General features: G+C 66.2%; 23 protein-coding genes and 1 riboswitch. Of the genes, 13 read left to right on the top strand and 10 right to left on the bottom strand.

Features of this window, described 5'->3' with window-relative positions:
* The first annotated feature begins 54 nt into the window (after positions 1-54).
* Positions 55-1,068, top strand: a complete 1,014-nt coding sequence (locus AC2EAL_RS03540) for an NAD(P)-dependent oxidoreductase (protein ID WP_484722787.1) — start codon at positions 55-57, stop codon at positions 1,066-1,068.
* Here the strand turns inward: AC2EAL_RS03540 and AC2EAL_RS03535 are convergent.
* The 8 genes from AC2EAL_RS03535 to AC2EAL_RS03500 form a co-directional block, all read right to left on the bottom strand.
* Positions 1,065-2,729 carry a thiamine pyrophosphate-binding protein gene (locus AC2EAL_RS03535; protein WP_484722786.1) on the bottom strand — a complete coding sequence of 555 codons (1,665 nt, stop codon included), beginning with the start codon at positions 2,727-2,729 and terminating at the stop codon, positions 1,065-1,067. The genes AC2EAL_RS03540 and AC2EAL_RS03535 overlap by 4 nt on opposite strands.
* Positions 2,730-2,800: 71 nt before the next feature.
* On the bottom strand, positions 2,801-4,468 hold the full coding sequence (locus tag AC2EAL_RS03530) for a glycoside hydrolase family 3 protein (protein WP_484722785.1): 1,668 nt from the start codon (positions 4,466-4,468) through the stop codon (positions 2,801-2,803).
* Between the two features lie 100 nt (positions 4,469-4,568).
* Positions 4,569-5,870, bottom strand: coding sequence for a xylose isomerase (gene xylA / locus AC2EAL_RS03525; RefSeq protein WP_484722784.1), 1,302 nt, complete (start codon positions 5,868-5,870; stop codon positions 4,569-4,571).
* Complete coding sequence (xylB, locus tag AC2EAL_RS03520; RefSeq protein ID WP_484722783.1) at positions 5,867-7,303, bottom strand: xylulokinase; 1,437 nt, start codon at positions 7,301-7,303, stop codon at positions 5,867-5,869. The genes xylA and xylB overlap by 4 nt, the downstream gene beginning before the upstream one ends.
* Positions 7,303-8,067 (bottom strand): ATP-binding cassette domain-containing protein, encoded by a 765-nt coding sequence (locus tag AC2EAL_RS03515; protein WP_484722782.1) that lies wholly within the window; start codon positions 8,065-8,067, stop codon positions 7,303-7,305. Before AC2EAL_RS03515 ends, xylB begins: the two co-directional genes overlap by 1 nt.
* A gap of 12 nt (positions 8,068-8,079) precedes the next feature.
* Positions 8,080-9,471, bottom strand: coding sequence for a sugar ABC transporter permease (locus AC2EAL_RS03510; protein WP_484722781.1), 1,392 nt, complete (start codon positions 9,469-9,471; stop codon positions 8,080-8,082).
* Between the two features lie 137 nt (positions 9,472-9,608).
* Positions 9,609-10,634: a substrate-binding domain-containing protein gene (locus AC2EAL_RS03505; RefSeq protein ID WP_484722780.1), complete on the bottom strand. Its 1,026-nt coding sequence runs from the start codon at positions 10,632-10,634 to the stop codon at positions 9,609-9,611.
* Between the two features lie 149 nt (positions 10,635-10,783).
* Entirely contained in the window at positions 10,784-11,776 is a 993-nt protein-coding gene (locus AC2EAL_RS03500) for a substrate-binding domain-containing protein (RefSeq protein WP_484722779.1), read from the bottom strand.
* A 245-nt stretch (positions 11,777-12,021) separates the two neighbouring features.
* Here AC2EAL_RS03500 and AC2EAL_RS03495 point away from each other — a divergent pair, with 245 nt between their 5' ends.
* Positions 12,022-13,302 carry an ROK family protein gene (locus tag AC2EAL_RS03495; protein ID WP_484722778.1) on the top strand — a complete coding sequence of 427 codons (1,281 nt, stop codon included), beginning with the start codon at positions 12,022-12,024 and terminating at the stop codon, positions 13,300-13,302.
* A gap of 6 nt (positions 13,303-13,308) precedes the next feature.
* On the opposite strand, the gene AC2EAL_RS03490 is transcribed toward AC2EAL_RS03495, so the two are convergent.
* Entirely contained in the window at positions 13,309-14,154 is an 846-nt protein-coding gene (locus AC2EAL_RS03490; protein ID WP_484722777.1) for an SDR family oxidoreductase, read from the bottom strand.
* Between the two features lie 90 nt (positions 14,155-14,244).
* On the opposite strand from AC2EAL_RS03490, the gene AC2EAL_RS03485 reads away from it, so the two are divergent.
* The 4 genes from AC2EAL_RS03485 to AC2EAL_RS03470 all read left to right on the top strand — a co-directional run bounded on the left by AC2EAL_RS03485 (position 14,245) and on the right by AC2EAL_RS03470 (position 17,321).
* Positions 14,245-14,886, top strand: coding sequence for a class I SAM-dependent DNA methyltransferase (locus tag AC2EAL_RS03485; RefSeq protein WP_484722776.1), 642 nt, complete (start codon positions 14,245-14,247; stop codon positions 14,884-14,886).
* A 72-nt stretch (positions 14,887-14,958) separates the two neighbouring features.
* A complete protein-coding gene (locus AC2EAL_RS03480; RefSeq protein ID WP_484722775.1) occupies positions 14,959-16,437 on the top strand; it encodes an AMP nucleosidase in 1,479 nt (492 codons plus the stop codon).
* A 165-nt stretch (positions 16,438-16,602) separates the two neighbouring features.
* The gene (locus AC2EAL_RS03475; protein ID WP_484722774.1) at positions 16,603-16,890 is read left to right on the top strand and encodes an HU family DNA-binding protein; all 288 of its coding nucleotides are present in this window, start codon (positions 16,603-16,605) and stop codon (positions 16,888-16,890) included.
* A 71-nt stretch (positions 16,891-16,961) separates the two neighbouring features.
* The gene (locus AC2EAL_RS03470; RefSeq protein WP_484722773.1) at positions 16,962-17,321 is read left to right on the top strand and encodes a VOC family protein; all 360 of its coding nucleotides are present in this window, start codon (positions 16,962-16,964) and stop codon (positions 17,319-17,321) included.
* 45 nt (positions 17,322-17,366) lie between these two features.
* Here the strand turns inward: AC2EAL_RS03470 and AC2EAL_RS03465 are convergent, their stop codons facing one another.
* The gene (locus tag AC2EAL_RS03465) at positions 17,367-17,975 is read right to left on the bottom strand and encodes a glutathione S-transferase family protein (RefSeq protein ID WP_484722772.1); all 609 of its coding nucleotides are present in this window, start codon (positions 17,973-17,975) and stop codon (positions 17,367-17,369) included.
* Positions 17,976-18,044: 69 nt separating this feature from the next.
* Here AC2EAL_RS03465 and AC2EAL_RS03460 point away from each other — a divergent pair, with 69 nt between their 5' ends.
* From AC2EAL_RS03460 to AC2EAL_RS03430, 7 genes are all read left to right on the top strand, one after another.
* On the top strand, positions 18,045-18,749 hold the full coding sequence (locus AC2EAL_RS03460) for a helix-turn-helix transcriptional regulator (RefSeq protein WP_484722771.1): 705 nt from the start codon (positions 18,045-18,047) through the stop codon (positions 18,747-18,749).
* 52 nt (positions 18,750-18,801) lie between these two features.
* Entirely contained in the window at positions 18,802-19,728 is a 927-nt protein-coding gene (locus tag AC2EAL_RS03455) for a glycosyltransferase family 2 protein (RefSeq protein WP_484722770.1), read from the top strand.
* A gap of 18 nt (positions 19,729-19,746) precedes the next feature.
* The gene (locus AC2EAL_RS03450) at positions 19,747-20,559 is read left to right on the top strand and encodes a glycosyltransferase family 32 protein (RefSeq protein WP_484722769.1); all 813 of its coding nucleotides are present in this window, start codon (positions 19,747-19,749) and stop codon (positions 20,557-20,559) included.
* A complete protein-coding gene (locus AC2EAL_RS03445) occupies positions 20,556-22,346 on the top strand; it encodes a glycosyltransferase family 2 protein (RefSeq protein WP_484722768.1) in 1,791 nt (596 codons plus the stop codon). Before AC2EAL_RS03450 ends, AC2EAL_RS03445 begins: the two co-directional genes overlap by 4 nt.
* A 147-nt stretch (positions 22,347-22,493) precedes the next feature.
* Positions 22,494-22,594: riboswitch (TPP riboswitch) on the top strand.
* Positions 22,595-22,629: 35 nt separating this feature from the next.
* Entirely contained in the window at positions 22,630-23,613 is a 984-nt protein-coding gene (gene thiB, locus AC2EAL_RS03440; RefSeq protein ID WP_484722767.1) for a thiamine ABC transporter substrate binding subunit, read from the top strand.
* A complete protein-coding gene (locus AC2EAL_RS03435) occupies positions 23,589-25,133 on the top strand; it encodes a thiamine/thiamine pyrophosphate ABC transporter permease ThiP (protein ID WP_484722766.1) in 1,545 nt (514 codons plus the stop codon). The genes thiB and AC2EAL_RS03435 overlap by 25 nt, the downstream gene beginning before the upstream one ends.
* Entirely contained in the window at positions 25,120-25,818 is a 699-nt protein-coding gene (locus AC2EAL_RS03430; RefSeq protein WP_484723390.1) for a thiamine ABC transporter ATP-binding protein, read from the top strand. Before AC2EAL_RS03435 ends, AC2EAL_RS03430 begins: the two co-directional genes overlap by 14 nt.
* The last annotated feature ends 30 nt before the right edge of the window (positions 25,819-25,848 follow it).

The raw sequence follows: 25,848 nt of genomic DNA, 5'->3' as shown, positions 1-25,848 counted from the left end.
TGTCTCTTGGGGGGCATCGCCACTAGGGTCACCGAAACCCGAAGGACCCGACCCATGCGTGTGCTGTACGACCCCGAGCCCCGGACGACCGAGGACATCCTTTCGCCCAAGGAATTGGCCGATTTCCGCGCCCGGTATCAGGTCGCCGAATGGCAGGGCGAGGACCGCGAGGCCTTCTATGCCCGCCACCTGCCGGAGACCGAAATCCTGGTCTCACAGCAGGCGATGGGGGCGGACCGGCTGGCGCTGGCGCCGAAGCTGAGGGCGATCATCAACGTCGAGACGAACTTTCTGCCGAACATCGACTACGAGGAATGCTTTCGCCGGGGCATCCATGTCCTGGCCCCGGCGGCGGTCTTTGCGGCCCCGGTGGCAGAGATGGCCTTGGGCATGGCGCTGTCCTTGGCGCGGAACATCCACGGCGAACATGCGGCCTTCCTGCGGGGGCAGGAGAAGTGGCTGTTCGACGGGAACCGGGAGTCCGAGCTTCTGGCCGGGTCGACAGTAGGCATCATCGGGTTCGGCGATCTTGGCCGTGCGCTGTACCGGCTGCTGGCGCCCTTTGGCTGCCGGGTGCAGGCGCATGACCCCTGGCAGCCCGATGGGCACCTGCGCCGGCTGGGCGTGGAGCCCGTCAGCTTTGACCGGCTGATGGCCGAGAACCGGTTCGTTTTTGTGATGGCCAGCATCACCACGGCGAACAAGGGGATGATCGACGCCCGCGCTCTGTCGCTGATGCAGCCCGGGGCGATGCTGCTCTTGATGTCCCGTGCCGCCGCCGCCGATTTCCCAGCGCTGACGGCGGCTGCGGCCGCGGGCCGGATTCGCGTCGCCTCGGACGTCTTCCCGGTGGAGCCGCTGCCCCAGGACGACCCGATCCGGCAGGTGCCGAACATGCTGTTCTCACCGCACCGGGCGGGGGCGCTGACCTTTGCACTGCGCGAGATCGGGACTCGGATGCTGGAGGACATGGACCTGATCGCGCGCGGCCTGCCCCCCGTCGCCTGTCGCCGGGCGGAACGGGAAACCGTCGCGATGATGCGGTCGAAACCGGTGGAGCGGTCCTAGCCCTTTCCCTGGGCCGCGAGCGCTGCCTTGCGCATGTCCGACAGGGTCTGTCGTGGCGTCAGGGCCTCGGCCGAGATGACAAGGTCAAGGACGGCGCCGGTTTGGCTGGATTGGGCACGGGCGAAGGCTGCGGGGAAGTCTTCGGTCGTCTCGACCCGTTCGGCATGGAACCCGTAGGACCGGGCGAGGCCGACGAAGTCCGGGTTCATCAGGTCGGTTGCCGAGACGCGCGTTGGATAGTTGCGTTCCTGGTGCGCGCGGATCGTGCCGTAGGTGCCGTTGTTCAGGATCAGGACGATGGGCTGTGCCCCGGCTTGCATCGCGGTGCCAAGCTCCTGGCAGGTCATCTGGAAATCGCCGTCTCCGGCAAAGCACACAACCGACCGGTCCGGGAATGCCACTTTGGCCGCGATGGCGGCGGGCAGGCCATAGCCCATCGCGCCGGACTGCGGGGCCAGAAGGCGGGCCTTTGGGCCGAACCGGTAGAACTTGTTCGGCCAGACGGTGAAGTTCCCCGCCCCGTTCGTCAGGATCGCATCCTCGGGCAGCACCTGCCGCAGATGCGCGGTCACCAGCCCCATGTCGACCGGCGAGGGCTGCGGCGGCAGGGTGAAGGTCGCCTCATAATCCGCCCGCGCCCGCTGACGCCAGGCGGCCCAACTGCCCCGCACCGGGGTCAGCGCGGCGACAAAGGCGTTGGGGCCGGCGGGAATGCCCAGGGAGGGAATGTAGACCTTGCCGATCTCGGCCGTCGAGGCGTGGACATGGATGATCTTCTGGCGAGGCGTCGGCACCTCGAACAGGGTGTAGCTTTCGGTGGAAATCTCGCCGAACCGGGTGTTCAGCGCCAGGATCACGTCGGCCTCGGCCATCGTCTTCCGGACGCCCGCCGCGAGGCCAAGGCCCAGGTCGCCCGCGTAACAGGGGGAGTGGTTGTCGAACATGTCCTGATAGCGCAGGGCCGCGACGACCGGGATGTCTGACGCCTCCGCAAAGGCCTGCAGGGCGGTCTTTCCGGCCGTGGTCCAGTTGCAGCCGCCCAGCAGGATCGCCGGGCGTTCCGCCTTTGCCAGAAGCTCCAGCGCCTCGGCCAGGGCGGCGGGGTCGGGGGCGGGCTCGGCAATGCGGGCGGGGCCGGTTAGGGGGGGCGCAGATGCCGGGCCGCTGAGCATGTCCTCGGGCAGGGCGATGACGACGGGTCCGGGGCGGCCCGTGGTGGCGGTGATCCAAGCGCGGGAGAGGAACTCGGGGATGCGGTCGGCCCGGTCGATCTCCACCACCCATTTCGCCATGGTGCCAAAGACCGCGCGGTAGTCGATTTCCTGGAACGCCTCGCGCCCCTTCATGTCGGTGCCGACCTGGCCCACGAACACTAGCATCGGCGCGGAATCCTGCATGGCGGTGTGGATGCCGATGGACGCATTGGTCACCCCGGGACCGCGGGTCACGAAACAGAGGCCGGGTTGCCCCATCAGCTTGCCCCAGGCTGCCGCCATGAAAGACGCGCCGCCTTCGTTGCGGCAGAGGACAAAGTCCAGCTTGCCTTGCGTGTCGTGCAGCGCGTCGAGGACCGCCAGATAGCTTTCCCCCGGCACGCCAAAGCCCTTGGTGGCCCCAAGCGCCACCAGGCATTCCACCAGAAGCTGACCGCCGTTCCGCATCTTCGTCCCTGCCTTCCGTTTCCGCGCAATGTTGCACCGCGGGACGGCGGCGGAAAGCCGGAAAAGCGCGGTCAGTAGCGCGCGTCGGGCAGGCCGCAGAACGGATCGACGGGGTTTGTACCTTGGAAAGGCGCGCGACCCAGAAGGCAGTCGAGCGTGGCGCGCTGCATTGAGTCCATCGTGGCATAGGCGTTGACCACGCAGGGCATCCGGGGCGCGTCGTAGAGGTAGTAGGGGTAGCCGAACGAGATCAGCGCGGTCGGCACTTGGTGCCAGTGCCTTTGCATCGCGCCGAACATGCCGCCGGTCAGGCGGTTCCAGTCAAGGAAGATGCGGCCGCGAGTCAGAAGGGTCTCTTCGGCCATCACGAACAGCACCAGGTCGAAGTCGCGCTGATCATACCGGTCACCGGGCTGGTTGACCGTGACCTCGAAGCCCTCGGCGCGGAGGAGGTCGGGGAAGGCCATTGGCATCCCGTCGCCATGCAAGGGGGTGACGATGCCGGTCGAATAGACCAGCACGCGGCGGTGGCGGTCGGGCGACAGGGGCAGGAGGCCCTGCACGTCCTTGACCAATGTCGGCGCGCGGGCGGTGATGGCTTGGGCGGCGGTGGCATCTTCGCTCCGGGCGAGGCGGGTGCGGTCGGCGGGGGCATTTCCGTCGCTTTGGAGACCCAGCCAGGCCTTCAGGCCGAGGACGCGGGTCATCGCCTCGTCCAGGCGGGCTGCGGTGATCCGGCCGTCGTCGAGCGCGTTCTCGATCCGGGCGATGTCCGCTTCGGGCTCGTCGGAAAACAGGATGATGTCACAGCCCGACGAGACGAGTTCAGGCAGGGTCACGTCCCGATGCGCCCAGGCGCCGAGGCCAGCCATCGGCGTCGCGTCCGAGACGATGATGCCGTTGAAGCCCAGTTCCCCGCGCAAGAGCGTCTGATTGAGGAGCGCGGAGACAGAGGCCGGGCTGTACGCCTCCAGCCCCGCGTCGGGGTCATGCGCTAAGACATAAGCGGGCAGCGCAATGTGGGCGGACATCACCGACATGACGCCCGCGTCGATGGCGGCCTGGTAAAGCGCGCCGTGGGTCGCGCGCCAGTCGTCCATCGACAGCGGGTTGATGGTGGTCACCAAGTGCTGGTCGCGGTCGTCGTGGCCCTCGCCCGGCCAGTGCTTGACGGTCGCCGCCACCCCGTTCGCCTGCAACTCGCGGATATGCGCCAGTGCATGGGCGCGGATGCGGGCGGGATCGGACCCAAGGCCGCGGGTGGCCACGATGGGTGACCGGAAGAGCGCGTTGATGTCGATGACCGGCGTAAAGGACCAGTTGATCCCCGCCGCCCGCGCCTCGGTGGCCATGATCCGGGCGATGGTGCCTGAGGCCTGGACGTCATCCACCGCCGCAAGCGCCAGGGGGTTCGGCACTTCGGTGCCGAAGGACGGGCTCATCCGGCTGCCTTCGAGATCGGCGCTGACGAGGTAGGGGATGTGGGCTGCGGCGCGCAGGGCGTCGAGGGTGTCGAGTTCCCCTTGCGCATCGGGGCCGAAGAACTTGGTGATCCCGGCGGGGGCAAGGGCGGTGATGCGGTCGACGACCTCAGGCCCGGTGCCAAAGCAGATGTGGACGAAAAGCTGCCGGATTTTGGCGGCGCGGTCCATTGCGGAGAGGGTGGACCGCACCCAGTCGCGCCCCGCACCATCAAGATTGAACGGCGGGGCGGAGAGGATGCGGTCGATCTGGTCCACGTCGGGATCCCTTGGGCTTGCCGCTTTGCGGCGGGTCAAAATGAGTGCACCGGAGCCTAATCAGGCCCCGGTGCGATGTCTAAACGAAATCCGCCTCAGCTTAGACGAAGCGGTTCCAGAGGTTTTCCAGACGCTCCTGACGGCCCGACTTCGGCTGCGGCTCGATCTTCTCGGCGGTGACGCGGGCGGCGGCTTGCTCCAGCGAGCCCTTAAGCATTGCCTGCGCCTTGGGGTCCTTCCAGCCGGCATAGCGGTCGGCCTTCGCGGCCTCCATCTCGCCCGACTCCAGCAGGGCCGCCGCGCATTTCAGCGCACGGGCGCAGGTGTCTATCCCGCCGACATGGGCGAGGATCAGGTCCTCGGGGTCCAGCGACTGGCGGCGGATCTTGGCGTCGAAGTTGGTGCCGCCGGTAGTATAGCCGCCCGCCTTCAGGATCTCGTAGAAGGCCACGGCCTTTTCCGCATGGTTGTTCGGGAACTGGTCGGTGTCCCAGCCGGACTGGTAGTCGTTCCGGTTCATGTCGATCGAGCCGAAGATGCCCAAGCTCGCGGCCAGCGCGATCTCGTGTTCGAACGAGTGACCCGCCAGAATCGCGTGGCCCTGTTCGATGTTGGTCTTGACCTCTTTCTCCAGCCCGAAGTCCTTGAGGAAGCCGTAGACCGTCGCGACGTCGTAGTCGTACTGGTGCTTCGACGGCTCCTGCGGCTTCGGCTCGATCAGGATCGTGCCCTTGAAGCCGATCTTGTGCTTGTATTCGACCACCTGCTGCAGGAAGCGGCCCGCGTGGTCACGCTCGGCCTTGAGGTCGGTGTTGAGGAGCGTCTCATACCCCTCGCGCCCGCCCCAGAGGACGTAGTTCGCCCCGCCCAGCCGGTGCGTGACGTCCATGTTCGCCTTCACGGTCGCGGCGGCATAGGCGTAGACGTCCGGATCGGGGTTCGTGGCCGCGCCAGACATCCAGCGGCGGTGGCTGAACATGTTGGCCGTGCCCCAGAGGAGCTTGGCTTTGTGCTTGGCCTGCTTCTCGCCGATGTAATCCGCGACCTCGTTCAGGTTCTTGAGCGATTCCGCGAAGGTCGCGCCCTCGGGCCGCATGTCGGCGTCGTGGAAGCAGTAGAAGGGGACGCCGAGGATATCGAACATCTCGAAGGCGATGTCCGCCTTGAGCTTTGCCAAAGCCATTCCGTCGCCAAACCACGGACGCTCAAAGGTCTGCCCGCCAAACGGGTCGCCGCCCGGCCAGGCGAAGCTGTGCCAGTAGGCGACGGCAAAGCGCAGGTGATCCTCCATCCGCTTGCCCATGACGACTTCGTCCGGGTTGTAGTGGCGGAAGGCGAATTCGTTGGTTGAGGACGGGCCCTCATACTTGATGGCAGGGATGCCCTTGAAGAAGTCGGTCATGTCAGATCCTTGATGGCAGTTTGGGCGGCGCGGAACCTTGCGTGGCCCGCGTCAAAGGCGTCCTTGAGGGAAGGATCAGGGTCGATGGTGCGGGCGATCTGCGGCAGGGTAGCGACTTCCGCGCCAGCTTTGGTCGCGGCCATCAGGCCCAGCCGGGCAGCCCCGAAGGCCCCGCCGAAGTCGCCAGCGACCGGCAGCTGCACCGGGCAGTCAAGCGCGGTGGCGATCAGTTTCAGCCAGTAATCCGACCGCGACCCGCCGCCGACGGCCAGAAGGCTTTCCAGCCGCGTGCCGGTCGCCGCCAAGGCATCGCGGCTGTCACGGATGGCAAAGGTCACGCCTTCCAGAACGGCGCGGGTTGCCGCTTGCCGGTCTGTCGCATGTTCCAGGCCGGTGAAGGCCCCGCGCACCGAAGCCGAGTTCAGGGGCGTCCGTTCGCCGCCCAGATAGGGCAGGAAGATCGTCTTCCCAGGAGCCTGCAAGTCGCCCAGCTCTCCGGTCAGTCGCGCCGCATCGGTGCCGATCAGCTTGGCGTACCAGTTCAGCGCATCGGTCGCGGCCAGGATCACGCCCATCTGGTGCCAGGTATCGGGCAGCGCATGGCAGAAGGTGTGAACTGCCGTTTCCGGATCGGGCTGGTAGCCGTCGTTGGCGGCAAAGAGGACGCCCGAGGTGCCTAGCGAGACAAATGCCTCACCCGCCCGCACCACGCCGACGCCGACGCCCGAGGCCGCATTGTCACCACCTCCACCGGCCACGACCACGCCTTTCGGCAGGCCCCAACGGCTTGAGAGCGCCTCGCGCAGGTAGCCCGAAACCTCGGACCCTTCGACCAGCTTCGGCATGTGGCTGCGGTCAAGGCTGGTGGCCGCCAGAAGGTCATCCGACCAGTCGCGTTTGCCCGTATCCAGCCAGCTGGTCCCGGCGGCATCCGACATTTCGCCAACGTGTTCGCCGGTCAGCCAGAGGCGCAGATAGTCCTTCGGCAGCAGAACCTTCGCCACCCGGTCCCAGACCTTCGGCTCATGCTTGCGCACCCAGACCAGTTTCGGCGCGGTGAAGCCCGGAAAGACGATGTTGCCGGTCAGACGCCGGAACAGCGGATCGCCGTCAAGGTCGGCCGCTTCCAGATGGCTGCGGGTGTCGTTCCACAGGATGCAGGGCCGCAGCACCTCGTCGGCGGCATCGAGGAGCGTCGCGCCGTGCATGTGACCCGACAGCCCGATGCCGCGCACTGCGCCAAGACCGGACTGCGCCAGCTTGTCGAACACGGTCTCGGCGGCGCGGATCCATTCCGAGGGTGCCTGCTCGCTCCACCCTTCGGCGGGGCGCTGGACGGTCAGGGGCGCCGTCGCCTCGGCCAGGACCTGCTGGTCCTCACCGATTAGGATCCCCTTGATCCCCGACGTGCCGAGATCGAGCCCGATGTACATCACGCGGCCAGGTGCTGGGGTTTCTTGCCCAGGATGATCATGCCCAGGATGTCGTCATCGGTGACCTCATTCACGTTCACCGTGCCGACCAGCTGGCCGTTCTTCATCACCGACGCCCGGTCGCACAGCTTCATGACGTTGTGGATGTCATGCTCGATCAGGAAGATGCCCAGGCCCTGCGCCTTCAGTTCCTGGATCAGCTCGGCCACCATCTGGGTTTCATGCGGACCCAGCGCGGCGGTCGGTTCATCCATGATCAGGATCTTGGCATTGAAGTACACCGCGCGGGCGATGGCGACCGACTGGCGCTGACCGCCCGAAAGCATGTTCACCGGCACGTTGAACTTGCGGAAGTTCGGGTTCAGGCGCCCCATGATCTTCCGCGTCTCGGCTTCCATCTTCGATTCGTCCACGAAGCCGAAGCTGTTCACCAGCTCGCGCCCGAGGAACAGGTTCGAGGCGGCATCGAGGTTGTCCGCCAGGGCGAGCGTCTGGTAGATCGTCTCGATGTTCTGGGCGCGGGCGTCGCGGGGGTCCTTGATCTCGACCTCCTGGCCGTTGATCAGGATCTGGCCCGAGTCCTTCTGATACGCGCCCGACAGGCACTTGATCAGCGTCGACTTGCCCGCGCCGTTGTGGCCAAGAAGGCCTACGACTTCGCCTGGGTACAGGTCGACCGTGACGTGGTCCACGGCCTTGATCCCGCCGAAGGCGATCGAGATGTCGCGCAGTTCGACAAGCGGGGTTCCGGTTCTGTCTACCATGATATCAGCCCCTTACTTGATGCGTTTGCGGTAAACGATGTCGAGCCAGACGGCCAACACCAGTGCGATGCCGATCACGATGCGCTGGTAGGAGCCGTCGCCGAAGCCGATCAGCACCATGCCGGTCTGAAGGCTGGTCAGGATCAGCGCCCCGATGATCGCGCCGTAGATCGTGCCCACGCCACCGGCCAGCGAGGTGCCGCCGACAACGGCTGCGGCAATGACGTAAAGCTCGTCCAGGTTGCCCATCGCGTTTGTGGCCGAGTTCTGGCGGGCCGCACCGATGACGGCAGCGACGCCGGCCAGCGCACCCATCAGGGTGAAGATCTTCACCGTCATCGCGCGGGTGTTGATGCCCGACAGCGCTGCAGCTTCGGGATTGCCCCCGATGGCGAAGACATAGCGGCCGAAACGGGTGCGGGTCATCAGGATCGTCATGCCAATCGCCACGATGATCATGATGAGAACCGGGTACGCGAAGCCGTGGCCGAAAGTGGCGCAGACATCGCTGTAGATGTCGCCGCCCTTCTGCGCGCAGGCCGGAACCTCTTCGCCGATGCTGGCATAGTATTTCTGGATGTTCCCGATCGGCCAGACGTAGGAATTGACGATCGTCGTGGCCCCCAGGATTACCGCGCAGACCAGGCCGATCACGAAGGTCTCGGCCCAGACCGGGCGGAGCGCAAAGCCGTGGATCTTGCGCGACCGGCGGCCGTTCAGGAAGGCCCAGACCACGAAGACGCAGGCGATGACCGCGAAGATCCAGCTGCCGGTCTTGCCAAGCGCCCCGAAGGACCCGCCGCCGATCAGCGAGAAAGTGTCGTCCAGCGGAGCGATGGTCTTGCCGCCCGCGACGAGGAAGGCCGCGCCGCGCCAGACCAGAAGACCGCCAAGCGTCACGATGAACGACGGGATCGACAGGAAGGCGATCAGCACGCCCTGGAAGGCGCCTATCAGCGCGCCCATCGCGATGCCGAAGATCACCGTGATGATCCAGATCGACGGATGGCCAAGACCAAGCGCCGGCGACAGGTACTCGACCTGCAACAGGCCCATGTACATGCCGACCATGCCCATGATCGATCCGACGGACAGGTCGATGTTGCGGGTGATGATGACCAGCACCATCCCCGTGGCCATGATGCCGATATAGGCGGTCTGGACCGACAGGTTCCACAGGTTGCGGGGGGTGAGGAAGCCGTTCGCATCGGCCTGGGCAGCGCCCAGAAGCAGCGAAGGCCGGCCAAGGACCAGGGTCGAATAGGCCTCGAAGGCCACCCAGATCAGCAGCAGGGCACCGACCATGCCCAGAAGGCGCGGATCGATCTCTGTCGCGCGGAGGAAACGGGTGAACCCGCCTTCGTTCGGCGCATGGGTTGTGGGCGATTGGGGTGTTGCGGTCATGTCCTCGTCCAGCCTGAGAGGGATGGGGCTGTGCCGGAACCGGGCGCGTCAGTGCGCACCATCAAACCCCGCAGGGCAAAGGTCCAGCCAGGAGAAAAGCGTGGCGCCGCCCCGAAGGACGGCGCCGGTAGGTCAGATCACTGGCAAGCAGCGACGTCAGCTGCCGCGCCTTCGCAAGCCTGCTCTTTCGAGATGTGGCCCGCGTCGATCGCCAGACCGATGGTCTCTTTGGTGATCGGGGTCGGGGTCAGCAGGATGGCGTTCATTTCAACGCCCTTCTCGCCGCCCGAGAACTTGCCAGCACCCGGGATCGCGTCCAGAGCGGTGCCATCAGCCAGCATGCCGGCGATTTCGCCAGCGGCCTTGCCCAGGTCACGCGCGTTCTTCCAGACCGAGACGGTCTGGGTGCCGCGGGCAACGCGGTTGATGGCGGCGAGGTCGCCGTCCTGGCCACCCAGCGGAACGTTCAGGCCCTGAGCAGCCAGCGCGGCGGCAGCGCCACCGGCCATGCCGTCGTTCTGCGACAGAACGGCGTCAACGGCGTTGTTGTTGGCGGTCAGGATCTGTTCCATGTTCTTCTGGGCGTTCTCGGGCTTCCAGCCGTCCGAGTTCGCTTCGCCGACGATCACGATGTCGCCCGCAGCCACGGCAGCGCCGATGACTTCTTCCATGCCCTGACGCAGGAAGCCGGTGTTCGGGTCGCCCGGGTCGCCCTTGATGATGGCGTAGTTCCCCTTGGGCACCAGCTTGAAGACTTCTTCCGCGATGATGCGGCCGACGCCAACGTTGTCGAAGGTCAGGTAGAAGGTGCGGTCGTCTTCGATCAGGCGGTCATAGCCCACGACCGGAATGCCTTCGGCAGCGGCCTTCTCGATGGCCGGCCCGATGGCGTCCTTGTCCCAGGCGTTGATGACGAGGGCGTCGACGCCCTGGGCGATCAGCGCGTCGATGTCCGACAGCTGCTTTTCAGCCGAAGCCTGCGCGTCGGCCGAGATGTATTCGTTGCCAGCGGCTTCGATCGCGGCCTTCATCGCGGCTTCGTCGATCTTCCAGCGCTCTTCCTGGAACTGGGCCCACGAAACGCCGATCTTCTTGCCTTCGGCCAGAGCGGCAGACGAGAAGCCAGTCACCGCCAGAACGGCGGCGAGAATTGCGGTACGCATATGTATCCTCCCTATGGATCGGCCTCTGCGGGCCGGTCCGGCAGATTCGCCGGAACAGGCGGGAAGATGCCGCGAATAATTTCAGTTGTCAAAATATAAAAGCGCCGACGCGGTGAGGGGCCGGCGCGATGCAGGACAGCAGGCGGCGCCTACTGGCAGGCCGCGACTGTCGGCAGGGCGTTCCGGCAGACGTCCCGCTTGGTCACGTGGTCGGCGTCGATCACGATGTCCAGCGACTCGGCGGTGATCGGCGTGGGGGTCAGCAGGATCGACCAGACCGGGATCCCCTTCTCGCCCCCGGTGAACTGCCGGGCTTCGGGGATCAGGCTCATTGGCGTTCCTTCGGCCAGCAGCCCGGCGATGGTGCCGGCCTGCTTGGCGAGATCGAAGTTGTTCTTCCAGACCGACACCGTCTGCAGCCCCTGTGCCACCCGGTTCAGCGCCGCCGGGTCGCCGTCCTGCCCGCCGATCGGAACGCTGAGGCCCGCCGCCGTCAGCGCCTCGATCGCCGCGCCCGCCATGCCGTCATTCTGGGCCAGCACCGCATCGACCTGGTTGCCACTGTCGGCCAGGATCTTCTCCATGATCGCCTTGGCATTTTCCGGTTTCCAGCCATCGGCATTCGCCTCGCCGACGATCTTGATCTGTCCGCCGGCCACTGCGGCCCCGATGACCTCTTCCATGCCTTGCCGCAGGAATCCGGTGTTTGCGTCGCCCGCATCGCCCAGAATGATCGCGTAATTGCCCGTCGGCTGCGCCTCTTTCACGATGGCGGCGATGATCCGGCCCACGCCCACGTTGTCGAAGGTGATGTAGAAGACGCTTTCGTGTTCGATCAGCCGGTCATAGGCGATCATCGGAATCCCGGCCTCAGCGGCGCGTTCGACGCCAGTCATGATCGCTTCCTTGTCGACCGGCTGGATCACCAGCGCATCGACCCCGGCAGCAATCATCGCCTCGATGTCCTGCAGCTGCTTTTCGGCCGACCCCTCGGCGTTCGTCGGAAGATATTCGTTGCCGCTGCGTTCGATGATCGACCGCATTGCCGTGACATCCCACCGCCAGCGCGCCTGCGCCAGGTCGCCCCAGGCCACGCCGATCTTCTTGCCCTCGGCAAAGGCGGTCGATGAGAAGGTGGTCAATACAAGTGTCGCGGCCCAAAGCATGCTCCGCATAAGGCTTCCTCCGGTGATTGCGGCAGGTGGCGTGACTAACCCGCCGGTTGAAAAATACTATTGCCACCGTGCCACATCAATTTCAGTTGTCAAAATTATTCTGCTGCCCTTAGCTATGGAACGGGCATAAGCCGGGGACTTCTGGCAGAATTCCGTCCATCCTGCCTTGGGGCGCAGCAGATTCGAGGTATTTTACTTCGGGGAGTGAAGGAATGCTGGCGAAGGCTAGTCGGTCAGCCAACAGCGAGGGGCGCAAGGGCGTCGGTCCGCTGATTCCGCCGCTGACCGAAAGCCAGCGTCCGCTGCGCCAGCAGGTCTTCGAACTGGTGCGCGCGGCAGGCCTGATCCCCCGGGTGCAGCTGGCCAAGGACCTTGGTGTCAGCCCTGCCTCGGTTACCACGATTTCATCGGAACTGATCGAAGCCGGCCTGATCGAAGAGGTGGCGGTTCCCCGCGACGGCGAGGCCGGGCGCGGCCGACCTGCGGTGTCGCTGGGTGTACGGGCCGGTGCGCATCTGGTTGCCGGAATGAAGCTTTCCGACCGCGAACATACCGCGGTGATCGTCGACTTCGCCGGCAAGCTGATCGCGGATGAGGCGATCCCGCGGCAACCCGGCCCGATGCAGCTCGACGAGATTCTTGCCGCGATCCAGACCCTGCTGGACCGGGTCTGCGCCAAGTCCAAGGTCGATCCGGCACAACTGTCGGGGGTCGGCATCGGTCTGCCGGGCTTTGTCGATTGCGCGGACGGAATGGTGCTGTGGTCGTCGATCCTGGCGGATCGGTCGGTACCCATCGCCGCCCTGGCAACGGCGCGGCTGGGAATCCCGGTCTTTGTCGACAACGACGCCAACCTGGTGGCGCTGGCCGAGCTGTGGTTCGGCGCGGGGCGCAACCTTTCGGACTTTGCCGTCGTGACGATCGAACACGGCGTGGGCATGGGGTTCGTGATGAACCACCGCATCTATCGCGGCGCCCAGCGGCTGGGGATGGAACTTGGCCACACCAAAGTACAACTGGACGGCGCGCTGTGCCGCTGCGGCCAGCGCGGCTGCCTAGAGGCCTATGTCGCCGACTATGCGCTGGCCCGCGAGGCGACGACGGCGCTGAACTGGGGGCACAAGGAAAGCCAGCCGATCAATGTGCTTCTGGAAAGCCTGTACGACCACGCCAAGGCCGGCAATGCGACGGCCAAGTCGATCTTCCGCCGCGCGGGCCGCTACCTGGCGGTGGGGCTGTCGAACGTGGTCAACCTGTTTGACCCGGCATTGATCATCCTGTCGGGTGAACGGATGCGCTATGATTACCTCTATGCCGCCGAGACCCTGTCCGAGATGGACAACCTGTCGATCAACACCGGCCGCCCGCGCCCGCCGATCGAGATCCATGCCTGGGGCGACCTGCTCTGGGCGCATGGCGCGGCGGCCCTGGCGCTGTCTGAAGTGACCGAGGCGATCCTGGCCACCCAACCGCGCGACCTTGCCGCCGAGTGACGGGCGTCAGTCCTGGCCCCCGGCCAGCAGCGCGGCCAGACCTTCCGGATAATCCGGGTACAGAAGCTTGACGCCCAACTCGTCCTTGATCCGGTCGTTCCGGACCTTCTTCGATTCACTGTAGAAGCCCAGCGCCATCGGCGTCATGGTCGGCGCGACCTCTTCGAAGGGCACGGCGGGCGGTTCGGGCAGGCCCAAAAGCTGTGCCGCATAGCCGATTACGTCCTGCGGCGGGCAGGGGTTGTCGTCGCAGACGTTGTAGGCGGCACCCGGGTTGGGGTGGCGGATCGACGCCTCAAGCACCTGGGCGATGTCGTCGACATGAATCCGGCTGAAAATCTGTCCCGGCTTGATGATCCGCCGGGCAGTACCGTCGCGCACTTTCTCGAACGGGCCGCGACCGGGGCCGTAGATGCCGGCCAGACGGAAGATGTGGATCGGCAGGCCTGTTGCCCGCCACTGCCCTTCGGCCAGGACGCGCTGTCGTCCGCGGTCAGACTGCGGGGTCAGGGGCGTCGTCTCGTCCACCCAGCCGCCGTCGTGGTCGCCGTAGACCCCCGTGGTGGACAGGTAACCGACCCAACCGGCCTTGGACCGCGCTATCTCGGGCCGGGCCTGAAGGAACGGGTCGCCTTGTGCATCCGGCGCAGCCGAGCAGAGGATATGGGTGGCCTCTTCGAGCACCCAGTCCAGATCACCGGGCCAAATCAGGGGTTCCACCCCCTCGGCGCGGAACTGGTCGGCCTTGGCCGGGTTGCGGGTGGTGCCGATGATGCGCCAGCCTTGCGGCACGAGGCGACGGGCAAGTGCGCGGGCGGAATAGCCGTGGCCAAGGGAGAGGAGCGTGGACATGGCGCGACTATCGGGGCGCGGGCTTGGGGGCGCAAGGGCTTGCGGCATCGGCTGCCGCATTCCATGCTGGTCCCAGAGCCGGAGAGACACATGGACCAGGGTCTGAAAGGGGCGCTTGGGCTGACCGGGCCCGAGGCCTGCCTTGCCTACTACCGCGACTGGGCGGCAAACTACGATACCGGCTTTGCGACCGAGATGCAGTATCTGCTGCCTGCGCATGTCGCCGCCGCCTACATGGCCACCGGCGCGCGCGGCCCGGTGCTGGACGTGGGGGCGGGGACTGGGCTCTTGGCCGAGGCGCTGCGCGATATGGGCCTCCGGGAGGAAATCGACGCAGCGGATTTCTCGGCCGAGATGCTGGAGCGTGCTGCCGCCAAGCGCATCTATGCCGGGCTACACCAGACCGACATCACACAGCCGCTGGCCTTGCCCCGGCGGTATGGCGGGATCGTCTCGTCGGGAACCTTCACGGCGGGGCATGTGGGACCGGAGGCCCTGCCGCAGCTGCTGGCCGTGGCCGCCCCGCAGGCCCAGTTCGCGCTGTCGATCAACCGACGCGTCTGGACCGAGGCGGGCTTTGACCGGGCGTTGCAGGGATTGGCGGACCGGGGCCGCATCACCGGCCTGCAGCTGATCGAGGTGGAAATCTACGGTGCCGCCGCCGCCGTGATCGACGCGGATCACGCCGCCGACCGCGCACTGATTGCGCTGTTCCGCGCCAGCGGAGAGTGACCGTTACAATCGCTTCACTTGCGGACCAGCCCGGCTTTCGGCTTATATGCCGGATCAACCGCAGGACCTGGAATGCAAGACGATACCAACAGCGCGATCCTTTCCCCCGACGCCCCGGCGATGGAAAGCTTTACCAGTGCCGCCGCCGCCGTCGACCGGCTTGAGGCGCTGTACACCCAGGCCACGACCTTCCTGTCCGATCAGTTCCTGCAGACCGTGTCGAAAGGCCACCCCGGTCGCCGCATCCGCGCCTTCTACCCGGAGATCCGCATCACCATCACCAGCTTTGACAAGGTGGACACCCGCCTTGCCTTCGGCCATGTCTCCGCGCCCGGGACCTATGCCACCACCGTCACGCGGCCCGATCTGTTCCGCAACTACCTGATCCAGCAGATCGAGCTTCTGATCCGCAACCACGGGGTCACGGTGGAAATCGGGTTGTCCGACACCCCGATGCCGGTGCATTTCGCCGTGTCCGGCAGCACAGTCGCCATCCCGCAGGAAGGGGTGATGGACTTCAGCCTGCGCGATGTGTTCGACGTGCCGGACCTGGTGACGACGAACGATGACATCGTGAACGGCGTGATGACGCGGTATGACGATGGCTCGGCCCCCCTGGCCCCGTTCACAGCGCAGCGGGTGGACTACTCCCTCGCCCGTCTGTCGCACTACACCGCGACCGACCCGACGCATTTCCAGAACCACGTGTTGTTCACCAACTACCAGTTCTACGTCGACGAGTTCGAGGCCTATGCCCGCGCCGCGCTGGGTGATGCTGCTTCGGGCTACACAGCCTTTGTCGCGACCGGCAACCAGGTGATTACCACGCCCGATGGCGAAATCGCCCCCGTCGCCAAGTTGCCGCAGATGCCGACCTACCACCTGAAGCGCGCGGACGGGAACGGAATCACCCTAGTGAACATCGGGGTCGGCCCGTCGAACGCCAAGACCGCGACCGACCACATCGCCGTCCTGCGCCCCCATGCCTGGCTGATGGTTGGCCATTGCGCGGGGCTGCGCAATTCTCAGTCGCTCGGCGACTTCGTCCTGGCCCATGCCTACCTGCGCGAGGATCACGTCCTTGACGCTGACCTTCCCGTCTGGGTGCCGATCCCGGCGCTGGCGGAAATCCAGATCGCACTGGAAAAGGCCGTGGCCGAGGTCACCCAGCTGGAAGGCTATGAGCTGAAGCGGATCATGCGGACCGGCACTGTCGCCACCATCGACAACCGCAACTGGGAGCTTCGCGACCAGTCCGGCCCGGTCCGCCGCCTGTCGCAATCCCGCGCCGTCGCGCTGGACATGGAGTCGGCCACCATCGCTGCCAACGGCTTCCGCTTCCGCGTCCCCTACGGCACGCTGCTGTGTGTCAGCGACAAGCCGCTCCATGGCGAGCTGAAGCTGCCCGGCATGGCGTCCGACTTCTACAAGACCCAGGTGAGCCGGCATCTCCAGATCGGCATCCGCGCGATGGAGCGGCTGCGCGAAACGCCAATCGAGCGGCTTCATAGCCGAAAACTGCGCTCGTTCGAGGAAACTGCCTTCCTTTAGCCAGCGAAAAAGCCGTCAAAACCCCTTGTTTTGCGGTTCGGGGCTTGATTTCGGACCTTAAACCGTGTGTTTGGGGCATGGCCCCGCAACCGGGGGTGGACGCTCGTGTTTTGCGGGCTGAACCGTGCATATGTCACGAAACGAATAACAACGAAGGATGATCAAATGTCCAAACCGATGACCAAGACCCAGCTGGTGGCTGCCGTTGCCGAAGCCATGGGCGGTGACAAGAAGACCGCGAATGCGGCTCTGGATGCCATCGCCGCTGTCGTGGCGCGTGAAGTCGCCGCGGGCGGCACCGTGACGATCCCCGGCCTCGGCAAGGTGGCCTGCAAGGCCCGGCCGGAGCGTCAGGTCCGCAACCCCGCCACCGGTGAGACGATGACCAAGCCGGCCGACAAGCAGGTCAAGTTCGCCATCGCCAAGGCGCTGAAGGACGTGGTCAACGGCTGATCGTATCGCCGAATCCCGAAATGTGAGAGGGTCGCCCAAGGGGCGGCCCTTTTGCTTTGCGGGAGGCGGACATGGCCAAGGTCACCGGCATCGGCGGCATCTTCTTTCGCGCGCGCGACCCTGCGGCGCTGAACGACTGGTACAAGACGCATCTGGGGATCACCCAGCCGGATGTGGCGGTCTGGATGCAGGAAGCGGGTCCGACGGTCTTTTCCCCCTTCAAGGCCGACAGCGACTATTTCGCCGCCGACAAGCAGTGGATGCTGAACCTGCGGGTCGATGACCTGGCGGGCATGATCACTGCGCTTCGGGCGGCAGGCATCGCGGTCGAGACGCGGGCCGAGTGGGACGGCGACGGCAGCTATGGCACCTTCGCCCGCATCCACGACCCCGAGGGGACCCCTATTGAGTTGTGGCAGCCGCCGGGGTGAAGGGCCCAAAAACCTACGCGAATTATTTTGGGCCCTTCCGGGTGCTCAGGCTGCCATGCTCGCCGCGTCCCGCTCCACGACCTTCGCCCGTGCGGGCCGGGCCTTGCAGCGCTCGATCCAGTCGCGCAGCACCGGGTCGGCGGGCGTCGCCTCGGCGAACCAGGCGTAGGGAGAATGCAGCAGCAGGTCGGCCGCCGAATAGCTGTCGCCCATGATCCACGGCCCCTTGTCCAGTGCCGTCCGCAGCCGGGCCACCGCCGTCTGGTGATCGCGGATCGCCGCCGTCATCCAGGGATGCGAGACGCCCGCGGCCTCCATGATGAATGCGGGTTCCAGCACGCCCTGATACCAGGCCATCCACATCGCGAAGACACCCCATTCGGGGGTCCCCAGCTTCGGGGCCAGACCGCTGTCGGGGAAGAGGGTCGTCAGATGCAGGATGATCGCGGCGCGTTCGGTGATGACCTGGCCGTCATGGACCAGTGCGGGGACCTTGCCCTCGGGGTGCGGGTTGGACGGGTCCCGCCCGCCACTGCCGTCCATGCGCGGGATGGTCACCTCGCGGATGTCGATCCAGTCCTGGATGCCCATCTCCTCGATCAGGGTCAGGATCGCCGAGGACCGGCTTTGCGGGGAATGAAACAGGGTCAGCATCTTTCTCTCCTTTGCTTTCCAATGTCCTCTGATTAACCTCCCACTCCTGCCAGAAACTGTCAGGATGCCATGCCGAAATCCGACCGCCTGTTCCGCCTTTTGTCCGCCTTCCGGATGCTGCCCCAGCCCGTCACCGCCGCGCGGCTGGCCGAGGAGACAGGGGTGTCTGAACGCACGCTCTACCGCGACATCCAGGCGCTGCGGGCCGCGGGCGCGCTGATCGATGGCGAGGCGGGGACGGGCTATACCCTGACCGAGGACCCCGCCCTGCCGCCGCAGATGTTCACCCGGCTGGAGGTCGAGGCGCTGGTTCTCGGCCTGGCCGAAGTGACGATGTCGGGCGATCCGGCGCTGGCCAAGGCGGCCGCGCAGGCGCAAGCAAAGATCATCGCCACCCTGCCCGACCGCGTCCAGCGCCAGGCGATCCACGCCGTCACCCAGACCTACCGCTTCGACCGCCGCGCGCCCCTGCCGCCGCATATGCAAACACTGCGCGAGGCCGCCTGGGAGGAACGCGCGCTGGACATCGCCTACCGCGACCTGAACGGCGCGGTGACCGAGCGGCGCATCTGGCCCCTTGGTACGGTGTTCCTGGACCGCGAGGTGCAGTGCCTTGCCTTCTGCTGTCTGCGCCAGGACTTCCGCCGCTTCAAGGTTCAGCGGATGGACAGGGTGACACCCGCCGACGAAAGCTTTCGCCCCCGCCGCGTGCCGCTGTTGCGGCAGTTCATCGACCAGCTGCGCCAGGAAGGCCGCCGCACCACCCGTGCTTGAAAGCCGCCGAATCCGCGTGATACCGTCCTGGACGCAGCCCAAGGAAGGCCCGATGTCCGAAACCCCCGTCCAGACTGGTCCGGCAACGCTTGATCCGACCAAGAAGCCTGCCGGGGCCATGACCATGGTCTACAAGGACTACTACTTCCTGCAGCGCTGGGTCGACTACTACGGCCGCCAGTTCGGGCGCGAACACCTCTATGTCCTCTCGCACGGCGGCGACCCGGAACACGACCGCATCTGCGAAGGTGCCAACGTCATCCACCTGCCCCGCGATCCCACGCTGTGGCGGATGGAGCGGCGGCGCTGGGGGATCAACAGCCAGTTCTCTGCCGGGATGCTGCGCTATTACAACTGGTTCATCGTCGGCGACGTGGACGAGGTGGTGATCGTCGACCCCGCCGTCGCGCCGGACCTGGTGACCTACCTCGGCACCTACACCGGCAAGCGCGTTCCGGCCTCGCTTTGTCCCTTCGGGATCGAGCTGATCCACAATCCGGAAGCCGAGCCCGAGCCGCTGGCGGATGATGCGCCGATCCTGTCGCGCCGCCGGGTGTTCCGGGCGAACGCGAACTACTCCAAGCCCTGCGTGCTGCGGAAGGAAACCGGCTTTACCATCGGCGGGCATGCAAACAACCACCAGCCCCGCGTGCTGGACCCGCACCTCTACCTGATCCACCTGCGGTTCTTCGACTATGACATGGTCACCGAGCGCCTGAAGGGCCGCAAGGAGATGCGGGCGACGATGGCCGGGGACCGCGACCTGAAGGACGTTGGCCAAGCCTGGGGCAAGGACTTGGAAACCTTCCTGGCGCTATCCAAGGGCGTGGCCGTCCGCGAAGACGCCGAACTGCCCGAGTTTCGCAAGCGCATGGTCGAGGAACAGCAGCACCTGCACGACGGCAAGATCACCTTCTTCGGCGGGGGGCGCACGAAGTCGCTGTTCCGCCTGCCCGACCGCTTCGCTTCGGTCTTCTGACCACCCAAAGGACGCCCCATGGACCTGAACCGCCGCCCCGTCGCCTCGCTCTGGATTGGCGAAAGCCTGCATTACGTGAACCAGTTGTGCCTGAAGTCGCACCTGGTGATGGGGCATCCGGTGACGCTTTACTGCACCGACCAGGTCCGCAACGTGCCGAAGGGGGTCGAGGTCCGCCCGGCCACCGAGATCATGGACATCGACCGCGCCATCGTCGCGGAAACCTCGGCGTCGTTCCTGTCGAACGTCTTCCGCTACAAGATGATCGCCAAGACCGGTGCCATCTGGATCGACTGCGACGCCTACTGCTACCGCCCTTTCCCCGAAGGCCAGGAGCATATTTACGCCGGCCACGGGATGCGCGGCGCGCTGAACTGCGGCGTGGTGGCGATGCCGAAGACGGGTCGGCTGATCGAAAGCCTGCTCGACTATTACGACAACCTGCCCGACTACCCCGCATGGTGGGGGAACAAGCAGAAACGCAAGATGGACAAGCTCGACCGGTCGATCCCGAAGCCCGTCCGCATCTACCAGACCGAACGCACCGCCTTCGGGCCGCAGGCGTTCACGCACTTTGCGACGAAAACCGGCGACATCGACAAGGCGATGGGGGCGGATACGCTGTACCCCGTGCCCTTCCAGCTGAACGACGTCTTCTACGACCCGCATTCCAACGTCGAGGGCCATTTCACCGACGCGACCCTGTCCGTCCACATCTACACCAACGCCGCCCGACCCTGGTGGCGGAAGAACCCGCCCCTGAAAGGCAGCTACATCGCCCGCATGTGCGAAAAGCTCGACATCGACCCCACCGCCGCGCTGGAAGAATGACCTTCAGCAAACAGACCAGCCCGCATGGGTCTTTGGTGGTCCTGTCCACCATGAAGGACGAAGGCCCCTTCGTCGTCGAATGGGTCGCGCATCACCTGGCCTTGGGCTTTACCGAGCTGATGGTCTACACCAACGACTGCTCGGACGGGACCGATACCCTGCTGAAACGGCTGGAGGCGATGGGGACCGGCGTCCATCACCGCGAGAACGTGATCCCCAAGGGGATGAAGCCGCACCCCTCGATGCTGAAATCCGCCGCCGAAGAGCCGATGATCATCAATTCCGACTGGGTTCTGGTGATCGACGCGGATGAGTTCATGGTGATCAACCACCCCTCGGGCACCTTGGACGGGTTGGTCACCGACCTGAACGCGATGGGCGCGCATGCGATGGTGATGACCTGGCGCATCTTCGGGTCCTCCGGTGTCCGCGACTGGTCCCGCGCGCCGATCACCGACCAGTTCACCCGTGCCGCGCCCGAGTTCTGGAACAAGGGCTGGGGCACCAAGACCATGCTGCGTTTTGACGCCGAGTATCAGCGGCTTGGGATGCACCGCCCGGTCATCAAGGAGAAGTTCCGCGAGACGGAATATCCCGACACTCAACACTGGGTGAACGGCTCGGGCCGCCCGCTGGAGGAATGGTTCAAGTTCCGCGGCTGGCGTTCGATCCGGCGGACGGTGGGCTATGACTGGGCACAGATCAACCACTACGCCATCAAGTCGATGGACGCCTACACGCTGCGCAAGTTCCGCGGCAATGCGAACGGCAAGCTGACCAAGTACGGGTCCGACTACTGGTCCCTGCAGGACCGGAACGAGGTTGAGGACCTGAAGATCGCCCGCTACCGCGACCGCCGCAATGCGATCATGGCAGCGCTCTTGGAGGATGACGAGGTTCGCGGGCTGCACGAGGCCGCCCATGCCCGGGCCGAGGCACGGCTCGCGGAGATCCGGCAGACGCCGGAGTATCAGATCATGGTCGAGGACCTGGTTGCCGGATCGACCGTGCCGATCAGCCAGGTGGTCGCAAAGCCGCCCAAGCTGCGCGACCCCGAGGCGGTGCGGGCGGTGCAGACCAAGATCGAAAAGCGTCGCAACGCCCAGCCGAAAGAGGAACGCCGCACACCGCCCCCGCCCGGCTGGGGGTCGCCCTTCGCCTCGCCCTATGTCTCGGGATCTGCCGACCTGAGCGCCGACATCCCGCTGGAGGTGGTTGAGAACCAGACGCTGAAGATTCCGCTCGATCCCCGCGTTTTCACTGCCGCCACGATGGAAGTGCTGAAGGCCGGCAAGTTCGACCGCCGCCATGCCCGCAACATCGCGGGGTTCCTGAACGGCTGCACCCGGCTTCTCGACCTTGACTGCGGCATCGGCTTTGTCGCGCTGCGCGCCCGGGCCGCGAACCCGGACCTTCAGGTAACGATCCACGAGGAACGCCCCTCGCTCCTGACCCTCTCCCGCCGCATCGCCGGGCTGAACTTCCCCGATCCCACGGGCATCGCCTGGTCGCAGGCAACTCTCAACCCCGACGGCATCTGGTCCGGCCTGCACAAGCTCCTCGCCGACGCCCGCCCCGAGGTCCTGCGCCTCTCCGGCCCGCTCCTCCCTGGCGAGGCCTTCTCCGAGGCAACCCTGACCGGTGTCCGCCGCGTGCTGGTCCCCTTCCTCGACCCCTCCGAAGTCACCGCCGCCCGCGAAAAGCTCGCCCCGGCCCTTGCCACCTTCGGCTTCTCCGAGGACACGAACGGCGAACCCAACGGCACGGTCTACTTCCGCCGCGAATAGCTCTTGCCCATTCCCAAATACTCCCGCCGGAGGCGCGCCCGAGCCGCTTTGCGCCCCTACGCAAAGCGGTGAGACAAAGAGTCTTCGCGCGGAACGCGCTCGATTCAATTGCCGCCCCTTGCACCCAGGTCGCATTCGCTTATGTTCACGCTCACCTCGGGGTGTCTGGTGACAGGCTGAGATGCGCAAGCGAACCCGTCGAACCTGAACCGGATCATACCGGCGGAGGGAAGGTGCATGGGTTCTCCATCCCCGACCATTCCGTCGCAACATGGAGAAAGACATGCAAAAACAACTCCTTGCTGCGGGCCTTCTGACCATCGCCACCCCGGCGCTGGCCGAAACTCCTGTCCTGCAAGTGCTGACCTATGACAGCTTCACCTCGGAATGGGGCCCCGGCCCGGCGGTGGAGAAGGCCTTCGAGGCGACCTGCGCCTGCGACCTGCAATTCGTCCCGGCGGGCGATGGTGCAGCGCTGCTGGCGCGCGTCCAGCTGGAAGGCGCGGCCTCAGACGCTGACGTCGTCCTTGGCCTCGACACCAACCTGACCGCTGCGGCAACGGCCACGGGGCTGTTCGCGCCGCACGGCAAGACGCCCGCGCTAAACCTGCCGGTCGACTTCGCCGACCCGAACTTCCTGCCTTTCGACTGGGGCTGGTTCGCCTTCGTCTACGACAAGACCAAGGTCGCCGAGCCCCCGAAGAGCTTCGAGGCGCTGGCCGCGTCGGACCTGAAGATCGTCATCCAGGACCCCCGTTCCTCGACACCCGGCCTTGGCCTTCTGATGTGGGTGAAGGCGGCTTACGGCGACCGTGCACCGGAGATCTGGCAAGGGCTGGCCGACAACATCGTCACCGTTACCCCCGGTTGGTCCGAGGCCTATGGCCTGTTCCTGGAGGGCGAGGCCGACATGGTCCTGTCTTACACCACCAGCCCGGCCTATCACCTGCTGGCGGAAAGCGATGACACGAAGGCGGCGGCGCTGTTCGACGAGGGGCATTACATGCAGATCGAGGTCGCCGGGAAGCTGGCCGCAACCGACCAGCCGGAGCTGGCGGACCAGTTCCTCGACTTCATGCTGACCGATGCCTTCCAGTCGGTGATCCCGCAGACCAACTGGATGTATCCGGCCGTCACCCCGGCGGCGGGCCTGCCGGAAGGGTTCGACACCTTCCGTCCGGCCAAGTCGCTGCTCCTTTCGCCCGACGAGGCGCAGGCCGTCCGCGACGCGGCCCTGGCCGAATGGCAAGCGGCGCTCGCCCGTTAGGCCTGGCCGCACCAGCGCTGGCGGTTTTGCTGCTGGCGCTGGTGCTCGCCCCTTTGCTGGCCGTGGGCTGGCGGGGGGCGGGGGTTTCGCTTGGCCCGGCAGACTGGGCGGCGGTGCGGTTTTCGGTCACGCAAGCCCTTCTGTCGGCTGTCTTTTCCACCCTTCTCGCCATCCCGGTCGCCCGCGCCCTGGCCCGTCGTCGCTTTCCGGGGCGCAACGCGCTTATCACCCTGATGGGCGCGCCGTTCCTGTTGCCCGCCGTGGTCGCCGTCCTTGGCTTGGTCGCCATCTTCGGCCGCATGGGGCTCTTCAACCAGGGGCTGGGGCTTCTCGGCCTGCCACCCCTGTCGATCTACGGGTTGCACGGCGTCGTTCTGGCGCATGTCTTCCTGAACCTCCCCCTCGCCACCCGGATGATCCTGCAAGGCTGGCTGGCCATCCCCGCCGAGCGCATTCGCCTGGCGCAATCCCTGGGGTTCGGCCCGCGTGAGACCTTCCGCCACCTGGAAGGACCCATGCTGCGCGAGGTGCTGCCGGGGGCCGCTCTGTTGATCCTGGTGATCTGCCTGACCAGCTTCGCCGTGGTCCTGACGCTGGGCGGCGGCCCATCGGCCACCACGATCGAACTGGCGATCTACCAGGCCGTCCGGTTCGAGTTCGACCTTGGCCGAGCCGCCGGACTGGCCGGAGTGCAGCTGGGTGTCGGGGCCGTCGCCGCACTGGCGGCCTGGAGCCTGACGAAACCGGCAGGCTTTGGCGCGGGGCTTGGACGCGAGCTTGGCCTTTCTGCCCCGTCGGGCTGGCGACGGGTTGGGGATGTGGTTGCTCTGAGTGCGGCGACGCTGTTCCTGACCTTGCCCCTGCTGGCGGTCATCTTGCGCGGAGTGCCGGGGCTCATGGACCTGCCGGCCTCGGTCCTGCCCGCGGCCGGGCGGTCGGTGCTGGTCGCGCTGGCCTCGGCCCTGATTGCCACGGGGGCCGCCCTGACACTGGCGCTTGCCGCCGCGCGCCGGACGCGTCCCCTGGTCGAGGCGGCGGCGATCCTGCCGCTGGCGACCTCGGGCCTGGTCCTCGGGACTGGGCTGTTCCTGTTGATCCAGCCCTTCGCCCCGCCGATGACCCTGGCGCTGCCGGTCACCGTTCTGGTCAACGTCGCGCTGTCCTTGCCCTACCTCTACCGCATCCTGTTGCCCGAGGCCCGGGCGCTGCACAGTGACTATGGCCGCCTGGCCGACAGCCTGGCGCTGCAGGGCTGGTCGCGGCTGCGCTGGCTGGTCCTGCCGCGCCTCGCCCGCCCCCTGGGCTTTGCTGCCGGGATCGCTGCTGCGCTCTCGATGGGTGACCTGGGCGTCATCGCGCTGTTTGCCGGTGAGCGTCAGGCGACCTTGCCCCTGGTCGTCAGCCAGTTGACCGGCGCCTACCGGATGGAGGCCGCCGCCGCCGCCGCGCTGATCCTTGTCACCTTGTCCTTCGCCCTCTTCTGGGCATTCGATGCCGGAGGCCGCCGTGCTGCAACTTGACCGCCTGACCTATGCGCAACCGGGCTTTCGCCTGACCGCCGACTGGTCCGCCGCCCCCGGCAGCCGGATTGCCATCATGGGGCCTTCGGGGGCGGGGAAGTCCACGCTTCTGTCGATGATCGCGGGCTTTCTGCCTCCGACCGCAGGCCGGGTGCTATGGGGCGGCAAGGATCTGTCAGCCCTCCCGCCGGGAGAGCGCCCCATCACCATCCTCTTTCAGGACCAGAACCTGTTCCCGCATCTGACCATCACGCAGAACCTTGGCCTTGGCCTGCGCCCTGACTTGCGCCTGTCTGCCGCCGAGCGGGACCAGGTCGAGGACTCGCTGCAGAAGGTCGGACTGGCAGGTTTGGGTTCGCGGCGGCCGGGGCAGCTTTCCGGTGGTCAGGCGAGCCGCGCGGCGCTGGCACGGGCCCTGTTGCGGGCGCGGCCGGTCCTGCTTCTCGACGAGCCCTTCGCCGCGCTTGGTCCTGCATTGCGGCAGGAAATGCTGGTCCTTCTGCGCGAGGTGGCCGAGCGCACAGGGGCGTTGGTCCTGATGGTCACGCATGACCCCGAGGATGCGAGGTCGCTGGCGGGACAGACGGCCTTTGTGGCGGACGGCATCGTGCAGTCCCCGGTTCCGACGGCAGAGCTTCTCGACAATCCTTCGCCAGCCGTCCGCGCTTACCTGGGCCAAAAATGAAAAACCCCGCCACTTGGGCGGGGTTTTCCG

Source organism: Tabrizicola sp. T74, assembly GCF_057219935.1.
The sequence above is the reverse complement of the archived record's forward strand: the minus strand, read 5'-3'. Positions and strand labels throughout refer to the sequence as shown.